The organism is Streptomyces sp. NBC_01260 (assembly GCF_036226405.1).
In the GTDB taxonomy this organism is placed as follows: domain Bacteria; phylum Actinomycetota; class Actinomycetes; order Streptomycetales; family Streptomycetaceae; genus Streptomyces; species Streptomyces laculatispora.
Genome location: NZ_CP108464.1, coordinates 3,263,421 through 3,283,193, shown reverse-complemented (window position 1 = coordinate 3,283,193; position 19,773 = coordinate 3,263,421). Strand labels below are relative to the sequence as shown.

Below are 19,773 nucleotides of genomic sequence, written 5' to 3'. Positions count from 1 at the left end.
CGCCGGACCACGCCGCGGCGCGCTCAAGCCCCGCCGCCGGGACTGGATTCCGGTCGCCCCTGGCGGGGGAGTCCGGGCCCGCCGCCCGTCTCGGAGTCGCAGTACTCGCGCACCGCGCTGGTCCGGGCCACCACCCGGCCGCGGTGCACCACGATCCGGCTGTACGCCAGTGAGAGCACCCCGGTGAGCTGTTCGCCGCGCACGGCGAGCAGCTCGGCCGGGAAGCCCGCCTCGATCCGCACCTCGGGCAGTCCCAGCACGCGCCTGGCCTCCGTGGACACCGCCTCGTAGGCGTGCTCGGCCCGCAGCCCGCTCTGCGAGGCCAGCAGGAAGGCGGCCTCCAGCGGATCGCCGCGCCCCACCGGGTTGGCGAGGTCACGCAGCGCCCCGCTGCCCGCCGCGACCCGGACCCCGGCCGCGCGCAGCAGCCGTACGGGGGCCGTGCCCCGGCGCTCCACTCCGCAGCAGCCGCCCTGGGGCAGGCAGATCACCGTCACCCCGGACGCGGCGAGCTGGTCGGCGGCGCGGCCCGCGGTCTCCCGGGTGAGCCGCGAGAGACCCGCGCAGGGGCCGATGGCGACACCTTGGCGCAGCCCGCCCGCCATGGCCGCGAGCCGGGCCAGCCGGGCCGGATCGTCACTGTCCGTGTGCAGGTCGACGGGGCAGCCGTGCTCGGCGGCGATCTCCAGGACGGCTTCCACGTACCCCGTCGGGTCCGGGTCGAGGTCGGGGCAGCCGCCGACCGCGCCCGCCCCCATCTTCACCGCGTCGCGGAGCATGGCCAGGCCGTCGGCGCCCGCGATACCGGTGAGCAGCCGGGGGACGGCGACCGGTGTCAGATCGGTGAGCCCGCGCAGCGAGCGGCGCGCCTGGAGGACGGCTTCGAGGGCGCCGAGGCCCTGCACGCCGCCGATCCGTACGTGTGAGCGCAGCGCCGTCGCGCCGTGGCCGAGTTGCAGCAACGCGGCCTCGGTGGCGCGCCGCTGGACGTCCTCGGGGAGTTGCGAGGCCGGTCCGGGCGCGCCGGGTCCGGTGCCGTCGGCGGTGAGCGCGGTGTCGCTGTGGGCGTGCGGCTCGGCAGGCGCGGGCAGCAGGAGGTGGCCGCGCAGATCGATGCGGGCGCACGGTGCGGAGAGGCTGCCGGCGGTGCCGACGGCCTCGATACGGCTGCCGCCGAGCCGTACGTCCACGACGCGGCCATCGGCGAGACGGGCACCGCAGAGCGTCAGCGCGGAGCCCTCCCGGCCGTTGGCCGCGTCGGCGGTGTGGTCGTCTGGCGGCCGCGGCCGGCTGTCGGGCATTGCGCTCCAGAGAGGGGACAGGGTCACGCAGAGTGAGTCGAGCCTAGGGGTGTGATGTGTCGGGTTCGAGGAGGAGCTGAATAGTCGTACCGGTGTCGTCCGGTGAGGTGCGCGGGACCTGGGCGCACGTACCGGGGGAGGTGGTCCGGTGGCTGCCGAACCGCTGATCAAGTGCCGGACGAGCGGCTGATCAAGGGTTCGGAGCGGCGCCGATCAAGGGCTCGGGATGGGGCTTCGAAACGGATTTGGGCGATCGGCGACCGAGCGTGTAATGTCTTCATCGCTCGCCCCAATAGCTCAGTCGGTAGAGCGTCTCCATGGTAAGGAGAAGGTCTGCGGTTCGATTCCGCATTGGGGCTCTGGTGATCGGGAAACCCCGCTTCGGCGGGGGGGCTCATCATCAAAGCGGTGTAGCTCAGTCGGTAGAGCAAGCGGCTCATAATCGCTGTGTCACCGGTTCAAGTCCGGTCACCGCTACTAACAGTAGCCGATTGTGGGGTCGGTCCTCCGATCGGCTACTCTTTTTTTGCGTTCATCCGTCCACCGTCCGTCCAAGGAGCACTCACGTGGCTGCCACCGACGTCCGCCCGAAGATCACGCTGGCCTGCGTGGAGTGCAAGGAGCGGAACTACATCACCAAGAAGAACCGGCGTAACAACCCGGACCGTCTTGAGATGAAGAAGCATTGCCCGCGCTGCAACTCGCACACTGCGCACCGCGAAACGCGCTGAATCAGGCTCGTACACGAGGCCGTCCCCGTTGGGGGCGGCCTCGTGTCGTTGTATAGGGCTGCACTTCGGCCCATTCGTCTTTCATCAGGAGGTTGCGAGCTCATGGCGCTCGACCAGTCCTTCGTGGGGCGGACCTATCCGCCCACCGCGCCTTACGAGGTCGGCCGGGAGAAGATCCGGGAGTTCGCCGAGGCGGTCGGCGACGCCAATCCCGCGTACACCGATCCCGAGGCGGCCAGGGCGCTCGGTCACGGCGATGTGATCGCGCCGCCGACGTTCGTGTTCTCGATCACCTTCAAGGCCGCGGGGCAGGTCGTGCAGGACCCGCAGCTGGGCCTGGACTACAGCCGGGTGGTGCACGGCGATCAGAAGTTCGTGTACACCCGCCCGGTGCGGGCGGGGGACCGGCTGACGGTCACGTCGACCATCGATGCGGTCAAGTCCCTGGCGGGCAACGACATCCTGGACGTCCGTGGCGAGGTCCACGACGCGTCCGGGGAGCATGTCGTGACGGCGTGGACGAAGCTGGTGGCGCGCGCCGCCGAGGAGGCGTGATGACGGCGAAGGTGACTTTCGGGTCGGTCGAGGTCGGTACGGAGCTGCCGGCGCAGTCGTTCCCGGTCACCCGGGCGACGCTGGTGCAGTACGCGGGAGCCTCCGGCGACTTCAACCCGATCCACTGGAACGAGAAGTTCGCCCGCGAGGTCGGGCTGCCGGACGTGATCGCGCACGGCATGTTCACGATGGCCGAGGCGATCCGGGTGGTCACGGACTGGGTGGGCGATCCCGGTGCGGTCGTCGAGTACGGGGTGCGGTTCACCAAGCCGGTCGTCGTGCCGAACGACGACAAGGGCGCCCTGGTCGAGGTCAGCGGCAAGGTGGCCGCCCTGCTGGACGACAAGCGGGTGCGCGTCGACCTGACGGCCATGTGCGACGGCAAGAAGGTGCTGGGCATGTCCCGCGCCGTGGTGCAGCTCGGCTGACGCCGTGCGGAGCCGAGTGAAGCAGGGGGCGCGGTCCATGGGGCCGCGCCCCCTGCGCATGGGTGAGGGCGGTGGCATCCGCGAGCGGTGGCGGCAGCGCCGATGAGCAGTGGGGGCGTCCGGGTTGACTAAGTTAGTGATTGAGTACTAACTTAGCCGTATGGCAAGGATGAGTGCGGACGAGCGACGCGAAAGCGTCATCCGCGCGGCGATCACCGAGTTCGCCCGCGGCGGGTACAACGGCACGTCCACCGAGGTGATCGCCAGACGGGTGGGCGTCTCGCAGCCGTATCTCTTCCGGCTCTTCCCCAATAAGCAGGCCATGTTCATCGCGGCCGCCGAGCGGTGCCTGGCGGACACCCGCGGAGTCTTCGCCAAGGCCACTGACGGCCTCAAGGGTGACGACGCGCTGCATGCCATGGCCGCGGCGTATCAGCGCCTGATCGTCGAGGACCCGGACCGGCTGCTGATGCAGATGCAGATGTACGCGGCCGTCGCGGCGGCCGAGGCTGCCGGCGACCACGAGTTCGGTGAGACGCTGCGGGCCGGATGGCTGCAGATGTTCGACGACATCGCCCTCACGCTCGGCGACGCCGGCGAGGCGACCACGTTTCTCGCGTACGGAATGCTCGTCAACACCCTGGCCTCGCTCGGTTTTCCGGCCGGCCACCGGATCTGGGCCAGATTCTACGAATCGGCCAAGCCGACGGGCTGACGGGCGCAGCCCGGGTTCGGCCCGATTTTCTGCCCGGAAAAGTTAGTAATCAATAACTAACTCACAGGAGAAGCAGTGACCCAGCACACGAAAGGCCGCTCGGGAGCGGCCTGGGCCCTTGTCATCACCAGCGTCGCCAGCTTCATGGCGGCCCTCGACAACCTCGTCGTCACCACCGCCCTGCCGTCCATCCGCGAAAGCCTCGGCGGCGAGCTGCCGGAGCTCGAATGGACGGTGAACGCGTACACCCTCACCTTCGCCGTCCTGCTGATGCTCGGCGCCTCACTCGGTGACCGGTTCGGCCGGCGCCGGCTCTTCATCGTCGGCCTCAGCATCTTCACCGGCGCCTCCGCCGCAGCCGCCCTCTCGCCCGGAATCAACGAACTGATCGCCTTCCGAGCGATCCAGGGCATGGGCGCGGCGATCATGATGCCGCTGACGCTCACCCTGCTCACGGCCGCCGTGCCGCCCGCCCGCCGCGGCGCCGCGCTGGGCCTCTTCAGCGCTGTGACCGGGCTGGCGGTGGCCTGTGGGCCGCTGGTCGGCGGCACCCTCACCGAACACCTCTCCTGGCAGTGGATCTTCTGGCTGAACGTTCCGATCGGCCTGGTCCTGCTGCCCCTCGCCCGGCTGCGCCTGGCCGAGTCGCACGCCCCGGACTCCCGGCTCGACATCCCCGGCACCCTTCTGGTCAGCGGCGGGCTCTTCGGGATCGTCTACGGCCTGGTGAACGCCAACTCCGACGGCTGGACCGACCCCACCGTCCTGAGCGCCCTCATCGCCGGTGGCGTTCTCCTCGGCGGTTTCATCCGCCACGGATTCCGCGCCAAGAACCCGATGCTGCCGATGCGGCTCTTCCGCAACCGGGCGTTCTTCGGGATCAACACGGTCAGCCTGCTGATGTTCTTCGGCATGTTCGGTTCGATCTTCCTGCTCAGCCAGTACTTCCAGGGGGTGCTGGGCTACTCGCCCACCGAGGCCGGTCTGCGGATGCTGCCCTGGACCGGAATGCCGATGCTGGTGGCGCCCGTCGCCGGGTTGCTCGCCGACCGGTTCGGCGGCCGCCCGGTGGTCGTGACCGGACTCGCCCTCCAGGCCGCCGGCCTCGGCCTGTTCGCCCTGGCCCTCGCACCCGATGCCTCCTACGCCTCGCAACTGCCCGGTCTGATGGTCGGCGGCGTCGGAATGGCCCTGTACTTCGCACCCGCCGCCAGCCTGGTGATGTCCAGCGTCCGCCCCGGCGAACAGGGCATCGCCTCCGGCGCCAACAACGCGCTGCGCGAGGTCGGCGGAGCCCTCGGGGTCGCCGTGCTCGCCACGGCCTTCTCCTCGCAGGGCGGTTACGACTCCCCGCAGACCTTCACGGACGGGACCGTCCTCGCGGTCTGGATCGGCGCCGCGGTGGTGGCCCTCGCCGCGCTCGTCGCCCTGATGATCCCGGGCCGCCGCGGCACCCTGGCGCAGGAGGCGGAGCAGGCCGAGGCGCGGGTCCCCGTATCCGTCTGAGGGGTTGTCACGCCGATACGGTCCGCGGCCCCGCCCTGACGGCGGGGGAGCGGACCGTACTCTTGTCCCCGTGCAGGAACTCCACGACGCGCCCCTCGCCCCCCTGACCACCTTCCGGCTCGGCGGCCCCGCCACCCGCCTCCTCACCGCGACGACCGACGCCGAAGTGGTCGACGCAGTCCGCGCGGCCGATGACAGCGGCACCCCGCTCCTGGTCATCGGCGGCGGCAGCAATCTGGTCATCGGTGACAAGGGCTTCGACGGCACCGCCCTGCGCATCGCCACCAAGGGTTTCGTGCTGGACGGTGCGACGCTCGAACTGGCCGCCGGGGAGGTCTGGACGGACGCTGTCGCCCGCAGCGTGGAGGCCGGTCTCGCCGGGCTCGAATGCCTGGCCGGAATCCCCGGCTCCGCCGGTGCGACGCCGATCCAGAACGTCGGGGCGTACGGGCAGGAGGTGTCGTCCACCATCACGGAGGTCGTCGCCTACGACCGGCACAGCCGTGAGACGGTCACCATCCCGAACGCCGAGTGCGACTTCTCGTACCGGCACAGCCGCTTCAAGGCCGAACCCGACCGCTTCGTGGTGCTGCGGGTCCGCTTCGGGCTGGAGGAGGCGGGCGGCCTGTCCGCCCCCCTGAAGTACCCCGAAACGGCCCGCGCGATGGGCGTCGCGGAGGGGGAGCGCGTTCCCGCCGCCGCCGCCCGCGAAACCGTGCTCCGGCTCCGGGCCGGCAAGGGCATGGTGCTTGACCCCGAGGACCACGACACCTGGTCGGCCGGTTCGTTCTTCACCAACCCGATCCTGGACCGGGAGCAGTTCGAGGCGTTCCTCGCCCGAGTGGCGGACCGGCTCGGACCCGAGGTGTCGCCCCCCGCCTTCCCCGCGGGCGAGGGACGCACCAAGACGTCGGCGGCCTGGCTCATCGACCGGGCCGGATTCACCAAGGGATACGGGACCGGACCGGCCCGCATCTCCACCAAGCACACGCTCGCCCTCACCAACCGGGGCGCCGCGAGCACCGACGACCTGCTGGCCCTGGCCCGCGAGGTCGTCGCCGGGGTCCACGAGGTCTTCGGCGTCACGCTCGTCAACGAACCGGTGACCGTCGGCGTGGCCCTGTAGCAGCGCCCGGGCAGCAGGGCCCCGCACGGGCCGGCCGGTCAGTACGCCACGCCCACGCCCTGTTTCACCGCCGCAGGGTCGTCGATCAGCGCCAGCATCGCGTGCGCCACGTCGGCCCGGGAGATGGACCGGCCGCTGCGCGGGTTGCTGCCGTGGACCGTCCGGTACCTCCCCGTCATCGGGCCGTTGGTGAGCTTCGGGGGCCGGACGGACGTCCAGTCCGTCGCGGAGGCCGCGAGCGCCGCCTCCATCGCGGTGAGGTCCGCGTAGACCTCCTTGAGGATCAGGCCGATCGCGGAGAGCATCATCCGGTCGAGCAGCGGGTCGTCCGCGGGCTCCGGCGCGACCGGGGCCGCGCTCACCACGAGCAGCCGTCGCGTTCCCTCGGCCTCCATCGCCGCGAGCACGGCGCGGGTCAGCCGCTCGGCGATCCCGCCGGCCTTCCGGCCCCGTGAGCCCAGGCCCGAGAGCACCGCGTCGCGGCCCGCGACAGCCTCGCGCAGTGCCTCCGGGTCATCGATCCGGGCCACCGTGTGGACCGTCACGTCGGAGAGCGGGACCGGCAGCCGCGCGGGGTCGCGCACCACCGCCGTCACCTGGTGCCCCGCCGCCACCGCCTGGCGGACGATCTCCTGTCCGATACCGCCTGTCGCACCGAACACAGTGAGTCTCATTGCGCACCCTCCCAGGGTGGGTAAGTGTTCACTCACCTCTACAGTGAGTGAACACTTACCCACTCGTCAAGCTTCGTTGGAGTGCACATGGATCAGAAGCCGGCCCGCGCCCGCATCATCGACGCCGCTCACCGGCTGATGCTCACCATCGGCCTGGCCCGCGCCACCACCAAGGAGATCGCCAAGGCCGCCGGCTGCTCGGAGGCCGCGCTCTACAAGCACTTCCCGAGCAAGGAGGAGCTCTTCGTGGCGGTCCTGAAGGAACGGCTGCCCAAGGTCGACGGAATCCTGAAGCGGCTGATCGCCGACCCGGGGGAGGGAGAGCGGACGGTCGAGCAGAACCTCACCGAGATCGCCCGCGAGGCCGCCCTCTTCTACGAGCAGAGCTTCCCGATCGCGGCGTCCCTGTACGCCGAGCCGAGGCTCAGGAACCGTCACAACGCGGCGATGCGGGAGCTGGGTACCGGCCCCCATGTGCCGATCCGCGGGGTGGACGCCTATCTGCGCGCCGAGCAGTCCGCGGGCCGGGTGCGGGCCGACGCCGACACCTACGCGGCCGCGTCCCTGCTGCTGGGGGCCTGCGCACAGCGGGCCTTCGCCTACGCGGCCACGGAGGACGGGCGGCCGCCGCAGTCCCTCGACGAGTTCGCCGCGTCGGTGGCCCGCGCGCTGCTGCGGGGGATCGGCGAGCAGGCCGGGCCGGCGGCCGGTCAGCCCACCGGCTTCGCCAGCCAGCCGTCCACGCCCGCCAGCAGCTCCGCCCGCACCGCGTCCGGCGCGGCCGAACCGCGTACCGACTGACGTGCCAGCTCCGCCAGCTCCTCGTCGGTGAACGCGTGGTGGCGTCGCACCAGGTCGTACTGCGCGGCCAGCCGGGAGCCGAAGAGCAGCGGGTCGTCCGCGCCGAGCGCCATCGGCACCCCGGCCTCGAACAAGGTGCGCAGCGGTACGTCCGACGGCTTCTCGTAGACGCCGAGCGCCACGTTGGACGCGGGGCACACCTCGCAGGTCACCCCGCGCTCCGCCAGCTTGCGCAGCAGCCGCGGGTCCTCGGCGGCCCGCACCCCGTGCCCGACCCGGGACGCCTCCAGATCGTCCAGGCAGTCGCGGACGCTGGAGGGGCCCGACAGCTCACCGCCGTGCGGGGCCGCCAGCAGGCCGCCCTCCCTGGCGATGGCGAAGGCCCGGTCGAAGTCGCGGGCCATGCCGCGCCGCTCGTCGTTGGAGAGCCCGAATCCGACGACGCCCCGGTCGGCGTAGCGCACCGCGAGCCGGGCCAGGGTCCTGGCGTCCAGCGGGTGCTTCATCCGGTTCGCCGCGATGACCACCCGGATCGGCAGCCCGGTCGCGCGCGAGGCGCTGTCCACCGCGTCCAGGATGATCTCGATCGCCGGGATGAGCCCGCCGAGCAGGGGCGCGTACGAGGTGGGGTCGACCTGGATCTCCAGCCAGCCGGAGCCGTCCGCGACGTCCTCCTGGGCGGCCTCGCGCACCAGCCGCTGGATGTCCTCGGGCGAGCGCAGACAGGATCTGGCGATGTCGTAGAGCCGCTGGAAACGGAACCAGCCCCGCTCGTCCGTCGCGCGCAGCTGGGGAGGCTCGCCGCCGGTCAGTGCCTCCGGCAGCCGTACGCCGTACTTGTCGGCGAGTTCGAGCAGCGTCGTGGGCCGCATCGACCCGGTGAAATGCAAGTGCAGGTGGGCCTTGGGCAACAGCCGTACATCACGCTCCATTCCAAGATCCTGCCGCACGGACGGGGTGTCGCGGTAGCCGGATTCCCCATCGAGTTGCCCCCCGAACAGGAAAGCGACCCCCGGCCGTGGCCGAGGGTCGCCCGCTGGATGCGTCAGGTGATCAGGCCTTGGCCTCGCCCAGCAGCTTCTGGAGCCGCGAGACACCCTCGACGAGGTCGTCGTCGCCCAGCGCGTAGGAGAGACGCAGGTAGCCCGGCGTACCGAAGGCCTCGCCCGGCACGACCGCGACCTCGGCCTCGTCCAGGATCAGCGCGGCCAGTTCCGCCGAGGTGGCCGGGCGCTTGCCGCGGATCTCCTTGCCGAGCAGCGCCTTCACCGAGGGGTACGCGTAGAACGCGCCCTCGGGCTCCGGGCACAGCACGTCGTCGATCTCGTTGAGCATCCGCACGATGGTCTGTCGGCGCCGGTCGAAGGCGGTGCGCATCTCGGCGACCGCGTCCAGGTTCCCGGAGACGGCGGCCAGCGCGGCGACCTGGGCGACGTTGGAGACGTTGGACGTCGCGTGCGACTGCAGGTTGGTCGCGGCCTTCACCACGTCCTTGGGGCCGACGATCCACCCCACGCGCCACCCGGTCATCGCGTACGTCTTGGCGACACCGTTGACCACGATGCACTTGTCGCGCAGTTCGGGCACGATCGCCGGCAGCGAGGTGAACTTCGCGTCGCCGTAGACCAGGTGCTCGTAGATCTCGTCGGTCAGCACCCACAGGCCGTGCTCGACGGCCCAGCGGCCGATCGCCTCGGCGTCGGCCTCGCTGTAGACCGCACCGGTCGGGTTCGACGGGGAGACGAACAGGACGACCTTCGTACGCTCGGTACGGGCCGCCTCCAGCTGCTCCACGGAGACCCGGTAGCCGGTGGTCTCGTCGGCGACGACCTCCACCGGGACACCGCCCGCGAGGCGGATCGACTCGGGGTAGGTGGTCCAGTACGGAGCCGGGACGATGACCTCGTCGCCCGGGTCGAGGATCGTCGCGAAGGCCTCGTAGATGGCCTGCTTGCCGCCGTTGGTCACCAGGATCTGGGAGGCGTCGACCTCGTAGCCGGAGTCGCGCAGCGTCTTCTCCGCGATGGCGGCCTTGAGCTCGGGGAGCCCGCCGGCCGGGGTGTAGCGGTGGTACTTCGGGTTGCGGCAGGCCTCGACCGCGGCGTCGACGATGTAGCCGGGGGTCGGGAAGTCGGGCTCGCCGGCACCGAAGCCGATCACCGGACGGCCGGCGGCCTTGAGGGCCTTGGCCTTGGCGTCGACGGCGAGGGTGGCGGACTCGGAGATGGCACCGATGCGGGCGGAGACCCGGCGCTCGGAGGGAGGAGTAGCAGCGCTCATGCCCCCCATGCTCCCAGACCGTATTCCGCGTCGGCACAGGGGTTTCAGGGACCGGACAGCACTCGGACAGCATGCGGACAACAATCGGACAGGACCGGTCGGGAGCTATCTGTTCGACGCCGGGCCGCTGAGCACGTACACTCACCTGTCGTTGGCCTTCACCAGCCGCACCGTTCCTGCACTCGGGGCATCCGGGAACATGCGGTAGGTTGGTGGAAACCACAAAGGGTCGTAGCTCAATTGGTAGAGCACTGGTCTCCAAAACCAGCGGTTGGGGGTTCAAGTCCCTCCGGCCCTGCTACACACTCCTTCGCCAGGATGTGTGCGCATGTACGTACTTCAATGCATCGCCGTGCGGCTCCACCGGGCGCGGCACGGCCATGACCCGGAATCAGGTGAGAAGCGTGACGGACGCCGTGGGCTCCATCGACATGCCTGATGCCGAGGATGAAGTCCCCGAGTCGAAGAAGAAGACCCGGAAGGGCGGTAAGCGCGGCAAGAAGGGCCCTCTGGGCCGTCTCGCGCTCTTCTACCGCCAGATCATCGCCGAGCTCCGCAAGGTTGTCTGGCCGACTCGCAACCAGCTCACGACATACACCTCAGTGGTGATTGTGTTCGTGGTCGTCATGATCGGTCTCGTTACCGTGATTGACTTCGGATTCCAGCGGGTCATCAAGTACGTCTTCGGCTGATCCCGCGGAGGGCGCCTCATGGGCGCCCCTTTCGCATGTTCCACCCATTTGTATCCAGGAAGAAGCAGCCACCGTGTCTGACCCGAACCTGAACGACGCCGTCGAGCCGACGGCGGGCGCCTTCGAGTCCGCCGAGGACGAGCTCGACATCGTCGAGGCGGCGGACGCTGTGGAGCCGGACCAGGCTGAAGCTGCCGACGACGCCGCGGGCGCGCCCGCCGAGCAGGCCGCAGTGCACGCCGAGACCACCGACGAGGCCGCCGAGGCCGACGCCGGTGACGCCGAGGCCGAGGCCGCTGACGACGAGGCCGCCGAGGCGTCCGCGGACGACGAAGAGGCCGACGCCGAGGAAGCCGACGACGAGGCCGACGAGGAAGAGGCCGAGCCGGCCGCCCCCGTCGACACCGTCACGGCCCTGCGCGAGGAACTGCGCACCCTGCCGGGCGAGTGGTACGTCATCCACACGTACGCCGGTTACGAGAAGCGTGTGAAGGCCAACCTGGAGCAGCGCGCCGTCTCGCTGAACGTGGAGGAGTTCATCTATCAGGCCGAGGTGCCTGAGGAGGAAATCGTCCAGATCAAGAACGGCGAGCGCAAGAACGTCCGTCAGAACAAGCTCCCGGGTTACGTCCTGGTGCGCATGGACCTGACGAACGAGTCCTGGGGCGTCGTCCGCAACACTCCCGGTGTCACCGGCTTCGTGGGCAACGCCTACGACCCGTACCCGCTGACCCTGGACGAGATCGTCAAGATGCTCGCGCCGGAGGCCGAGGAGAAGGCCGCCCGTGAGGCCGCGGAGGCCGAGGGCAAGCCGGCTCCGTCCCGCAAGGTCGAGGTCCAGGTGCTGGACTTCGAGGTGGGCGACTCCGTCACCGTCACCGACGGCCCGTTCGCGACGCTGCAGGCGACGATCAACGAGATCAACGCCGACTCGAAGAAGGTCAAGGGTCTCGTCGAGATCTTCGGCCGCGAGACGCCGGTCGAGCTCAGCTTCGACCAGATCCAGAAGAACTAGCGACTGCCCGAGCAGGCGCCCGCCAGCTTCTGGACACATGCCTACCAAGCAGGTCAGACCGGCTGTCAAAGCCTGTCTGACCTGCTTGGTTTTTGGTCGCGCAGCTATACCCGTTATCGTTGTGCGGTATGCCTGCATCCGGATGACCGGATGACGGCGAAAACTCTCACTAGGACCCGGAGAGAGCACATGCCTCCCAAGAAGAAGAAGGTCACGGGGCTTATCAAGCTCCAGATCAACGCCGGTGCGGCCAACCCGGCCCCGCCGGTCGGCCCCGCACTGGGTCAGCACGGCGTCAACATCATGGAGTTCTGCAAGGCCTACAACGCCGCGACCGAGTCGCAGCGTGGCATGGTCGTGCCGGTGGAGATCACGGTCTACGACGACCGTTCCTTCACCTTCATCACCAAGACTCCGCCGGCCGCCAAGCTGATCCTCAAGGCCGCGGGTGTGGACAAGGGCTCCGGCGAGCCGCACAAGACCAAGGTTGCCAAGCTGACGGCCGCCCAGGTCCGCGAGATCGCCACGACGAAGCTCCCCGACCTGAACGCCAATGACCTCGACGCAGCGTCGAAGATCATCGCCGGCACCGCCCGTTCCATGGGCATCACGGTCGAAGGCTGATTCAGCCCCACCGCCCTCAGTGGTAGGACCAAGCGCTGGTCCGCACCACGACTCCACACTCTGAAACCACAGGAGTAGAAGTGAAGCGCAGCAAGAACCTCCGCGCTGCGGACGCCAAGATCGACCGGGCGCGCAACTACGCCCCGCTCGAGGCCGTCCGTATCGCCAAGGACACCGCCTCCACGAAGTTCGACAGCACCGTCGAGGTCGCGTTTGCCCTGGGTGTTGACCCTCGCAAGGCCGACCAGATGGTCCGTGGCACCGTGAACCTCCCGCACGGCACCGGCAAGACCGCCCGGGTCCTGGTCTTCGCGACCGGTGACCGTGCTGCGGCCGCGGAAGCCGCGGGCGCCGACATCGTCGGCGCCGACGAGCTCATCGACGAGGTGGCGAAGGGCCGTCTGGACTTCGACGCCGTCGTCGCGACCCCGGACCTCATGGGCAAGGTCGGCCGCCTGGGCCGCGTGCTCGGTCCGCGTGGTCTGATGCCGAACCCGAAGACCGGCACCGTCACCCCCGATGTCGTGAAGGCTGTCAACGACATCAAGGGCGGCAAGATCGAGTTCCGCGTCGACAAGCACTCGAACCTGCACTTCATCATCGGCAAGACCTCGTTCGACGAGACCAAGCTGGTGGAGAACTACGCAGCGGCGCTGGACGAGATCCTCCGTCTGAAGCCGTCCGCCGCCAAGGGCCGCTACATCAAGAAGGCCACGCTGGCCACCACGATGGGCCCCGGCATCCCGCTGGACTCCAACCGCACCCGTAACCTCCTCGTCGAGGAGGACCCGGCCTCCGTCTGAGCCCGAGTGCTCGTACGAACGCCGCGTCACGTGTGACATTGACGGGCCCCGCAACCTTTCGAGGTGCGGGGCCCGTCCTCGTACGTACGTACCGGTGGCTGTCGGAGCCGTGAGTTAGCGTGAGGGCACCGAGAGCCGGACACAGGGGTGGGAGCGGATATGAGGACAAGTACCGTACGGCGCGTGGGTCTGTCCGTGGCAGTGGCAGCGGCGCTGACGTCGGTCGCGGCCTGCGGCGGATCGGACAGCAAGAGCGAGAGCCGCGGCGGCGCGGCTGCGACGAAGGCCGAACCGATCGCCGCACTGCTCGCGGTCCAGAAGAAGACCGGCGGGGCGAACTCGGCGAAGGTCGAGGGCACCACCACGATGGGCACCCAGATGTCCATGAAGCAGTCCGGGGCCATCGACTGGTCCGACGGCATCAGCGGCGCCCTGGAGATCAAGTACACCGGCGGCACCATGGCGGACACCCTGAAGCAGTCCGGCAGCGACGGCACGATGCAGGCGCGCTACTTCAAGGACGGCTACGCGGCCAACATGGGCGATGCCTTCGCCAGCAGGCCGGTGGCAAGCACTGGATCAACTACAGCTACGAGGACCTCGCCAAGCTCTCCGGCGCCTCGGGCGAGCTGATGAAGGACCAGATGCAGAACACCACCCCCGACCAGGGGGTGAAGGCGCTGCTGGCCTCCGGGGACGTGAAGAAGACGGGCCAGGAGGACGTCCGGGGTGTCGCCACCACGCACTACTCCGGCACGGTCGACGTCGCCGAGCTGACCGCCAAGAACTCCGAGCTGGACGCCGGTCAGCTCGCCGCGTTCAAGAAGCAGCTCAGCGACGCCGGGATCACCACGGAGAAGGTCGACATCTGGGTCGACAAGAACGACCTGCTGGTGAAGAAGACCGAGCGCGGCCAGATGAAGACCGGCGAGCTCAACTCCACGGTGTTCTACAGCGACTACGGCACCAAGGTGTCGGTCGAGCGGCCGCCGGCCTCCGACAGCGTCGACTTCTCCGAGCTCCTGAAGCAGCAGCAGGGAGCGTCCGGCGGCGCGTCCTGAACCTCCCGCAGTACCCGGAGTGGGACGGATTTGCTCGGCGCGACCCCGGTCGCGTACTCTTCTGCAGAAGCCAAAGACCGCTGGTCGTTGCTGCGCTCCCGCAAGGGGGACAGCAACCGAAGGATCCGTTGAGCACGGACGACCTGCGCAGGTGACTGTGGAAAGCTCCCGGACTTCGTGCGGTTGAGCTACGCCCTGGCACTTGTGCTGGGGCGTTTCGTCTTTTCCGGCCCCTTCTGAGCGGTCCTCATCACCCGGAAGGAGGCCAAGCTCATGGCAAGGCCCGACAAGGCTGCCGCGGTAGCCGAGCTCGCGGACCAGTTCCGCAGCTCGAACGCCGCCGTGCTGACCGAGTACCGGGGTCTCACCGTGGCACAGCTCAAGCAGCTGCGCCGTTCGCTCGGTGAGAACGCCCAGTACGCCGTGGTGAAGAACACGCTGACCAAGATTGCGGCCAACGAGGCCGGGATCGACACGCTCGACGACCTGTTCGCAGGTCCGACGGCGGTTGCCTTCGTCACCGGTGACCCGGTGGAGTCGGCGAAGGGTCTTCGTGACTTCGCCAAGGACAACCCCAACCTCATCATCAAGGGCGGTGTCCTTGACGGTAAGGCGCTGTCCGCCGATGAGTTCAAGAAGCTCGCGGACCTCGAGTCCCGCGAGGTTCTGCTCGCCAAGCTGGCCGGTGCCATGAAGGGCAAGCAGACTCAGGCTGCGCAGCTCTTCCAGGCTCTGCCGTCGAAGTTCGTCCGCACCGCGGAAGCGCTTCGCGCCAAGAGGGAAGAGCAGGGCGGTGCCGGTACTCCGGCTCCCGCCGAGGCCGCCGAGTAATTTCGCTCAGCGGTCCAGCGGGCTCCACGTACGCCCGCCGACATATACATCCGGCACCTGCCGAATAGTGGAAGGACGCCATCATGGCGAAGCTCAGCCAGGAAGACCTGCTCGCCCAGTTCGAGGAGCTCACCCTCATCGAGCTCTCCGAGTTCGTCAAGGCCTTCGAGGAGAAGTTCGACGTCACCGCCGCCGCCGCGGTCGCCGTTGCCGGCGTTGCCGGTCCGGGTGCCGTCGCTGACGCTCCCGAGGAGCAGGACGAGTTCGACGTCATCCTCACGGGTGCCGGCGAGAAGAAGATCCAGGTCATCAAGGTCGTGCGTGAGCTGACCTCGCTGGGTCTCAAGGAGGCCAAGGACCTCGTCGACGGCGCCCCGAAGCCCGTCCTCGAGAAGGTCGCCAAGGAGGCCGCCGAGAAGGCTGCCGAGTCCCTCAAGGGCGCCGGCGCCTCCGTCGAGGTCAAGTGACCCTGCGAGTCTTCTGACTCGTCTGGACCCCCGTGCCGCGAGGCACGGACGTCACATCGCGAAAGGCGATCACCCGTACGGGTGGTCGCCTTTCGGCGTACCCATGAGGGTGCCTTGCTCTTCCCGCGCTGACGAGTATGGTGATCTTCGCCGTGCGCCTCTCGAAGGGGAGCGCGAACGGCGAAGAGGGGCGGCGGATGCGGGTCTCCGGGGCCTGGCCCGGCTGGGGGGCCTTGACGAACCGCACGAGGCGCGCAATTCTCAAGGCGCGTCGTCACATCGATCCGGATCCGAGGCATGGATCGATGACGAAGAGGGCAGTAAAGAAGAGCGCAGCTCATGCAGGGCTAGACATAGGTGTTGAGAACAAGCTGTTGAGAGCAACGTGGGTCTCTGAGAACCCCGACTGGACATCAGTGTGCCGCTTGGCTACACTGACCCTTTGCGCTGCCTGTTAGCTGCCTCCTGCCCGTCACCAGGGGCATACTCATCTTGTGCACCGTGGATTGATCATCTCTGAAGAGGGACATCTATCCATGTGTCCAGTTTGGGACCGGTACGCGCGTAGTGAGTCCGAGCCCTCGGAAGGACCCCCTCTTGGCCGCCTCGCGCAACGCCTCGACCGCGAATACGAACAACGGCGCCAGCACCGCCCCGCTGCGCATCTCTTTTGCAAAAATCAAGGAGCCCCTCGAGGTTCCGAACCTCCTCGCGCTGCAGACCGAGAGCTTTGACTGGCTCCTCGGCAACGCCGCCTGGAAGGCTCGCGTCGAGGCTGCTCTGGACAGTGGACAAGACGTCCCCACCAAGTCCGGCCTGGAGGAGATCTTCGAGGAGATTTCACCGATCGAGGACTTCTCCGGGTCGATGTCGCTTACGTTCCGCGACCACCGCTTCGAGCCCCCGAAGAACTCGATCGACGAGTGCAAGGAGCGCGACTTCACGTTCGCCGCCCCGCTCTTCGTGACGGCCGAGTTCACCAACAACGAGACCGGCGAGATCAAGTCCCAGACGGTCTTCATGGGCGATTTCCCGCTCATGACCAACAAGGGCACCTTCGTCATCAACGGCACCGAGCGTGTCGTTGTGTCGCAGCTGGTCCGCTCGCCGGGTGTCTACTTCGACTCGTCGATCGACAAGACGTCCGACAAGGACATCTTCTCCGCCAAGATCATCCCTTCCCGGGGTGCCTGGCTGGAGATGGAGATCGACAAGCGCGACATGGTCGGTGTCCGCATCGACCGCAAGCGCAAGCAGTCCGTCACCGTCCTCCTGAAGGCTCTCGGCTGGACCACCGAGCAGATCCTGGAGGAGTTCGGCGAGTACGAGTCGATGCGCGCCACCCTGGAGAAGGACCACACCCAGGGCCAGGACGACGCGCTGCTCGACATCTACCGCAAGCTGCGCCCGGGCGAGCCGCCCACCCGCGAGGCTGCTCAGACGCTGCTCGAGAACCTCTACTTCAACCCGAAGCGCTACGACCTCGCGAAGGTCGGCCGCTACAAGGTGAACAAGAAGCTCGGCGCGGATGAGCCGCTCGACGCCGGTGTTCTCACCAGCGACGACATCATCGCGACCATCAAGTACCTGGTGAAGCTGCACGCCGGGGAGACCGAGACCGTCGGCGAGTCCGGCCGTTCGATCGTCGTCGAGACCGACGACATCGACCACTTCGGCAACCGTCGTCTGCGCAACGTCGGCGAGCTCATCCAGAACCAGGTCCGCACGGGCCTGGCGCGGATGGAGCGCGTCGTGCGTGAGCGCATGACGACTCAGGACGTCGAGGCCATCACGCCGCAGACCCTGATCAACATCCGGCCGGTCGTCGCCTCCATCAAGGAGTTCTTCGGCACCAGCCAGCTGTCGCAGTTCATGGACCAGAACAACCCGCTGTCGGGTCTCACCCACAAGCGCCGCCTGTCGGCTCTTGGCCCGGGTGGTCTCTCCCGTGAGCGGGCCGGCTTCGAGGTCCGTGACGTGCACCCGTCCCACTACGGACGCATGTGCCCGATCGAGACCCCTGAAGGCCCGAACATCGGTCTGATCGGTTCGCTCGCCTCGTACGGACGCGTCAACGCGTTCGGTTTCATCGAGACGCCGTACCGCAAGGTCGTCGACGGCCAGGTCACCGACGAGGTCGACTACGTCACGGCCGACGAGGAAGACCGTTACGTCATCGCCCAGGCGAACGCGACGCTCTCCGACGAGCTGCGCTTCACCGAGCCCCGCGTCCTGGTCCGCCGTCGTGGCGGAGAGGTCGACTACGTGCCCGGCACCGAAGTCGACTACATGGACGTCTCGCCGCGCCAGATGGTGTCCGTCGCCACCGCGATGATCCCGTTCCTGGAGCACGACGACGCCAACCGTGCCCTCATGGGCGCGAACATGATGCGTCAGGCGGTGCCGCTGATCAAGTCGGAGGCCCCGCTCGTCGGCACCGGCATGGAGTACCGCTGCGCCACCGACGCCGGTGACGTGCTGAAGGCCGAGAAGGACGGTGTGGTCCAGGAGGTCTCCGCGGACTACATCACCGTGACCAACGACGACGGCACGTACACCACGTACCGCATCGCGAAGTTCATGCGCTCCAACCAGGGCACCTCGGTCAACCAGAAGGTCGTCGTCTCCGAGGGCGACCGGGTCATCGAGGGCCAGGTGCTCGCCGACGGTCCGGCCACCGAGAACGGTGAGATGGCCCTGGGCAAGAACCTGCTCGTGGCGTTCATGCCGTGGGAGGGTCACAACTACGAGGACGCGATCATCCTGTCGCAGCGCCTCGTGCAGGACGACGTCCTCTCCTCGATCCACATCGAGGAGCACGAGGTCGACGCCCGTGACACCAAGCTCGGCCCGGAGGAGATCACCCGGGACATCCCGAACGTCTCCGAAGAGGTCCTCGCCGACCTCGACGAGCGCGGCATCATCCGGATCGGTGCCGAGGTCGTCGCCGGTGACATCCTCGTCGGCAAGGTCACGCCCAAGGGCGAGACCGAGCTGACCCCCGAGGAGCGCCTGCTCCGCGCGATCTTCGGTGAGAAGGCGCGCGAAGTGCGCGACACCTCGCTGAAGGTGCCGCACGGTGAGATCGGCAAGGTCATCGGCGTCCGCGTCTTCGACCGCGAAGAGGGCGACGAGCTGCCGCCGGGCGTGAACCAGCTGGTGCGCGTGTACGTCGCGCAGAAGCGCAAGATCACCGATGGTGACAAGCTCGCCGGCCGTCACGGCAACAAGGGCGTCATCTCGAAGATCCTGCCGATCGAGGACATGCCGTTCCTGGAGGACGGCACCCCGGTCGACATCATCCTCAACCCGCTGGGTGTCCCGTCCCGAATGAACCCGGGACAGGTCCTGGAGATCCACCTCGGCTGGCTCGCCAGCCGCGGCTGGGACGTCTCCGGCCTCGGTGACGAGTGGGCCAAGCGCCTGCAGACCATCGGCGCCGACCAGGTCGCCCCCGGCACCAACGTCGCGACCCCGGTCTTCGACGGTGCCCGTGAGGACGAGATCACCGGCCTCTTCCAGGCCACGATCCCGAACCGCGACGGTGACCGGCTGGTCCAGCCCTCGGGCAAGGCCAACCTGTTCGACGGCCGCTCCGGCGAGCCGTTCCCCGAGCCGGTCTCGGTCGGCTTCATGTACATCCTCAAGCTCCACCACCTCGTCGACGACAAGCTCCACGCTCGTTCGACGGGTCCGTACTCCATGATCACCCAGCAGCCGCTGGGTGGTAAGGCTCAGTTCGGTGGACAGCGCTTCGGTGAAATGGAGGTGTGGGCCCTTGAAGCTTATGGCGCCGCGTACGCCCTCCAGGAGCTGCTGACGATCAAGTCCGACGACGTGACCGGCCGCGTGAAGGTCTACGAGGCCATCGTCAAGGGCGAGAACATCCCCGAGCCCGGCATTCCCGAGTCCTTCAAGGTGCTCATCAAGGAAATGCAGTCGCTCTGCCTCAACGTGGAGGTGCTGTCCTCGGACGGCATGTCCATCGAGATGCGCGACACGGACGAGGACGTCTTCCGCGCGGCGGAGGAGCTCGGTATCGACCTGTCCCGGCGCGAGCCGAGCAGCGTCGAAGAGGTCTGACGGGTTGGCCGGCCGGATCCCTGTGATCCGGCCGGCTCTCCCCGGACCCGTTCAGACCATTGCTGAAGTGCCCCGATTTC

General features: G+C 68.4%; 17 protein-coding genes, 3 tRNA genes and 2 pseudogenes. 18 read left to right on the top strand and 4 right to left on the bottom strand.

The window, feature by feature from the left end; translation table 11 throughout:
• Positions 1-23: 23 nt before the first annotated feature.
• A complete protein-coding gene (locus tag OG322_RS14260) occupies positions 24-1,301 on the bottom strand; it encodes an amidohydrolase family protein (protein WP_123461030.1) in 1,278 nt (425 codons plus the stop codon).
• Positions 1,302-1,587: 286 nt separating this feature from the next.
• On the opposite strand from OG322_RS14260, the gene OG322_RS14255 reads away from it, so the two are divergent.
• The 8 genes from OG322_RS14255 to OG322_RS14220 all read left to right on the top strand — a co-directional run bounded on the left by OG322_RS14255 (position 1,588) and on the right by OG322_RS14220 (position 6,362).
• A tRNA-Thr gene (locus tag OG322_RS14255) sits at positions 1,588-1,660 on the top strand.
• Between the two features lie 45 nt (positions 1,661-1,705).
• Positions 1,706-1,778 (top strand) — tRNA-Met (locus OG322_RS14250).
• 89 nt (positions 1,779-1,867) lie between these two features.
• Positions 1,868-2,032, top strand: a complete 165-nt coding sequence (gene rpmG / locus OG322_RS14245; protein ID WP_003956487.1) for a 50S ribosomal protein L33 — start codon at positions 1,868-1,870, stop codon at positions 2,030-2,032.
• 102 nt (positions 2,033-2,134) lie between these two features.
• Complete coding sequence (locus OG322_RS14240) at positions 2,135-2,587, top strand: MaoC family dehydratase N-terminal domain-containing protein (protein WP_123461031.1); 453 nt, start codon at positions 2,135-2,137, stop codon at positions 2,585-2,587.
• Positions 2,587-3,015, top strand: a complete 429-nt coding sequence (locus OG322_RS14235) for a MaoC family dehydratase (protein WP_123461032.1) — start codon at positions 2,587-2,589, stop codon at positions 3,013-3,015. The genes OG322_RS14240 and OG322_RS14235 overlap by 1 nt, the downstream gene beginning before the upstream one ends.
• Positions 3,016-3,184: 169 nt before the next feature.
• Positions 3,185-3,730, top strand: coding sequence for a TetR/AcrR family transcriptional regulator (locus tag OG322_RS14230; protein ID WP_124285275.1), 546 nt, complete (start codon positions 3,185-3,187; stop codon positions 3,728-3,730).
• 75 nt (positions 3,731-3,805) lie between these two features.
• On the top strand, positions 3,806-5,236 hold the full coding sequence (locus OG322_RS14225; protein WP_329306489.1) for a DHA2 family efflux MFS transporter permease subunit: 1,431 nt from the start codon (positions 3,806-3,808) through the stop codon (positions 5,234-5,236).
• Between the two features lie 70 nt (positions 5,237-5,306).
• Positions 5,307-6,362, top strand: a complete 1,056-nt coding sequence (locus OG322_RS14220) for a UDP-N-acetylmuramate dehydrogenase (RefSeq protein ID WP_123461035.1) — start codon at positions 5,307-5,309, stop codon at positions 6,360-6,362.
• 38 nt (positions 6,363-6,400) lie between these two features.
• Here the strand turns inward: OG322_RS14220 and OG322_RS14215 are convergent, their stop codons facing one another.
• Positions 6,401-7,036 carry an NAD(P)-dependent oxidoreductase gene (locus OG322_RS14215; protein ID WP_124284771.1) on the bottom strand — a complete coding sequence of 212 codons (636 nt, stop codon included), beginning with the start codon at positions 7,034-7,036 and terminating at the stop codon, positions 6,401-6,403.
• Between the two features lie 87 nt (positions 7,037-7,123).
• On the opposite strand from OG322_RS14215, the pseudogene OG322_RS14210 reads away from it, so the two are divergent.
• Positions 7,124-7,720: pseudogene (locus OG322_RS14210) on the top strand (TetR/AcrR family transcriptional regulator); the annotation flags it as partial.
• Positions 7,721-7,746: 26 nt separating this feature from the next.
• Here the strand turns inward: OG322_RS14210 and OG322_RS14205 are convergent.
• Complete coding sequence (locus OG322_RS14205) at positions 7,747-8,769, bottom strand: adenosine deaminase (RefSeq protein WP_123461038.1); 1,023 nt, start codon at positions 8,767-8,769, stop codon at positions 7,747-7,749.
• A 121-nt stretch (positions 8,770-8,890) separates the two neighbouring features.
• Positions 8,891-10,117 carry a pyridoxal phosphate-dependent aminotransferase gene (locus OG322_RS14200; protein ID WP_123461039.1) on the bottom strand — a complete coding sequence of 409 codons (1,227 nt, stop codon included), beginning with the start codon at positions 10,115-10,117 and terminating at the stop codon, positions 8,891-8,893.
• Positions 10,118-10,342: 225 nt separating this feature from the next.
• Here OG322_RS14200 and OG322_RS14195 point away from each other — a divergent pair.
• From OG322_RS14195 to rpoB, 9 genes and pseudogenes are all read left to right on the top strand, one after another.
• A tRNA-Trp gene (locus tag OG322_RS14195) sits at positions 10,343-10,415 on the top strand.
• A gap of 106 nt (positions 10,416-10,521) precedes the next feature.
• Entirely contained in the window at positions 10,522-10,809 is a 288-nt protein-coding gene (gene secE, locus OG322_RS14190; RefSeq protein WP_037687986.1) for a preprotein translocase subunit SecE, read from the top strand.
• Positions 10,810-10,882: 73 nt separating this feature from the next.
• On the top strand, positions 10,883-11,824 hold the full coding sequence (gene nusG, locus OG322_RS14185; protein ID WP_124284772.1) for a transcription termination/antitermination protein NusG: 942 nt from the start codon (positions 10,883-10,885) through the stop codon (positions 11,822-11,824).
• A 189-nt stretch (positions 11,825-12,013) separates the two neighbouring features.
• Positions 12,014-12,448, top strand: a complete 435-nt coding sequence (rplK, locus tag OG322_RS14180; RefSeq protein ID WP_024494105.1) for a 50S ribosomal protein L11 — start codon at positions 12,014-12,016, stop codon at positions 12,446-12,448.
• A gap of 80 nt (positions 12,449-12,528) precedes the next feature.
• On the top strand, positions 12,529-13,251 hold the full coding sequence (gene rplA / locus OG322_RS14175) for a 50S ribosomal protein L1 (protein WP_123461041.1): 723 nt from the start codon (positions 12,529-12,531) through the stop codon (positions 13,249-13,251).
• A 159-nt stretch (positions 13,252-13,410) separates the two neighbouring features.
• Positions 13,411-14,312: pseudogene (locus OG322_RS14170) on the top strand (hypothetical protein).
• A gap of 273 nt (positions 14,313-14,585) precedes the next feature.
• Entirely contained in the window at positions 14,586-15,143 is a 558-nt protein-coding gene (gene rplJ, locus OG322_RS14165; RefSeq protein ID WP_123461043.1) for a 50S ribosomal protein L10, read from the top strand.
• A gap of 83 nt (positions 15,144-15,226) precedes the next feature.
• Entirely contained in the window at positions 15,227-15,610 is a 384-nt protein-coding gene (rplL, locus tag OG322_RS14160; RefSeq protein WP_123461044.1) for a 50S ribosomal protein L7/L12, read from the top strand.
• Between the two features lie 597 nt (positions 15,611-16,207).
• Positions 16,208-19,693: a DNA-directed RNA polymerase subunit beta gene (rpoB, locus tag OG322_RS14155; RefSeq protein WP_123461045.1), complete on the top strand. Its 3,486-nt coding sequence runs from the start codon at positions 16,208-16,210 to the stop codon at positions 19,691-19,693.
• The last annotated feature ends 80 nt before the right edge of the window (positions 19,694-19,773 follow it).

Bases quoted from the DNA above. Each gene is read 5' to 3' on its own strand.
- OG322_RS14260 (WP_123461030.1), bottom strand. From the start codon at position 1,301: ATGCCCGACAGCCGGCCGCGGCCGCCAGACGACCACACCGCCGACGCG.
- OG322_RS14240 (WP_123461031.1), top strand. From the start codon at position 2,135: ATGGCGCTCGACCAGTCCTTCGTGGGGCGGACCTATCCGCCCACCGCG.
- OG322_RS14235 (WP_123461032.1), top strand. From the start codon at position 2,587: ATGACGGCGAAGGTGACTTTCGGGTCGGTCGAGGTCGGTACGGAGCTG.
- OG322_RS14230 (WP_124285275.1), top strand. From the start codon at position 3,185: ATGAGTGCGGACGAGCGACGCGAAAGCGTCATCCGCGCGGCGATCACC.
- OG322_RS14215 (WP_124284771.1), bottom strand. From the start codon at position 7,036: ATGAGACTCACTGTGTTCGGTGCGACAGGCGGTATCGGACAGGAGATC.
- OG322_RS14205 (WP_123461038.1), bottom strand. From the start codon at position 8,769: ATGGAGCGTGATGTACGGCTGTTGCCCAAGGCCCACCTGCACTTGCAT.
- OG322_RS14200 (WP_123461039.1), bottom strand. From the start codon at position 10,117: ATGAGCGCTGCTACTCCTCCCTCCGAGCGCCGGGTCTCCGCCCGCATC.
- rplK (WP_024494105.1), top strand. From the start codon at position 12,014: ATGCCTCCCAAGAAGAAGAAGGTCACGGGGCTTATCAAGCTCCAGATC.
- rplJ (WP_123461043.1), top strand. From the start codon at position 14,586: ATGGCAAGGCCCGACAAGGCTGCCGCGGTAGCCGAGCTCGCGGACCAG.
- rplL (WP_123461044.1), top strand. From the start codon at position 15,227: ATGGCGAAGCTCAGCCAGGAAGACCTGCTCGCCCAGTTCGAGGAGCTC.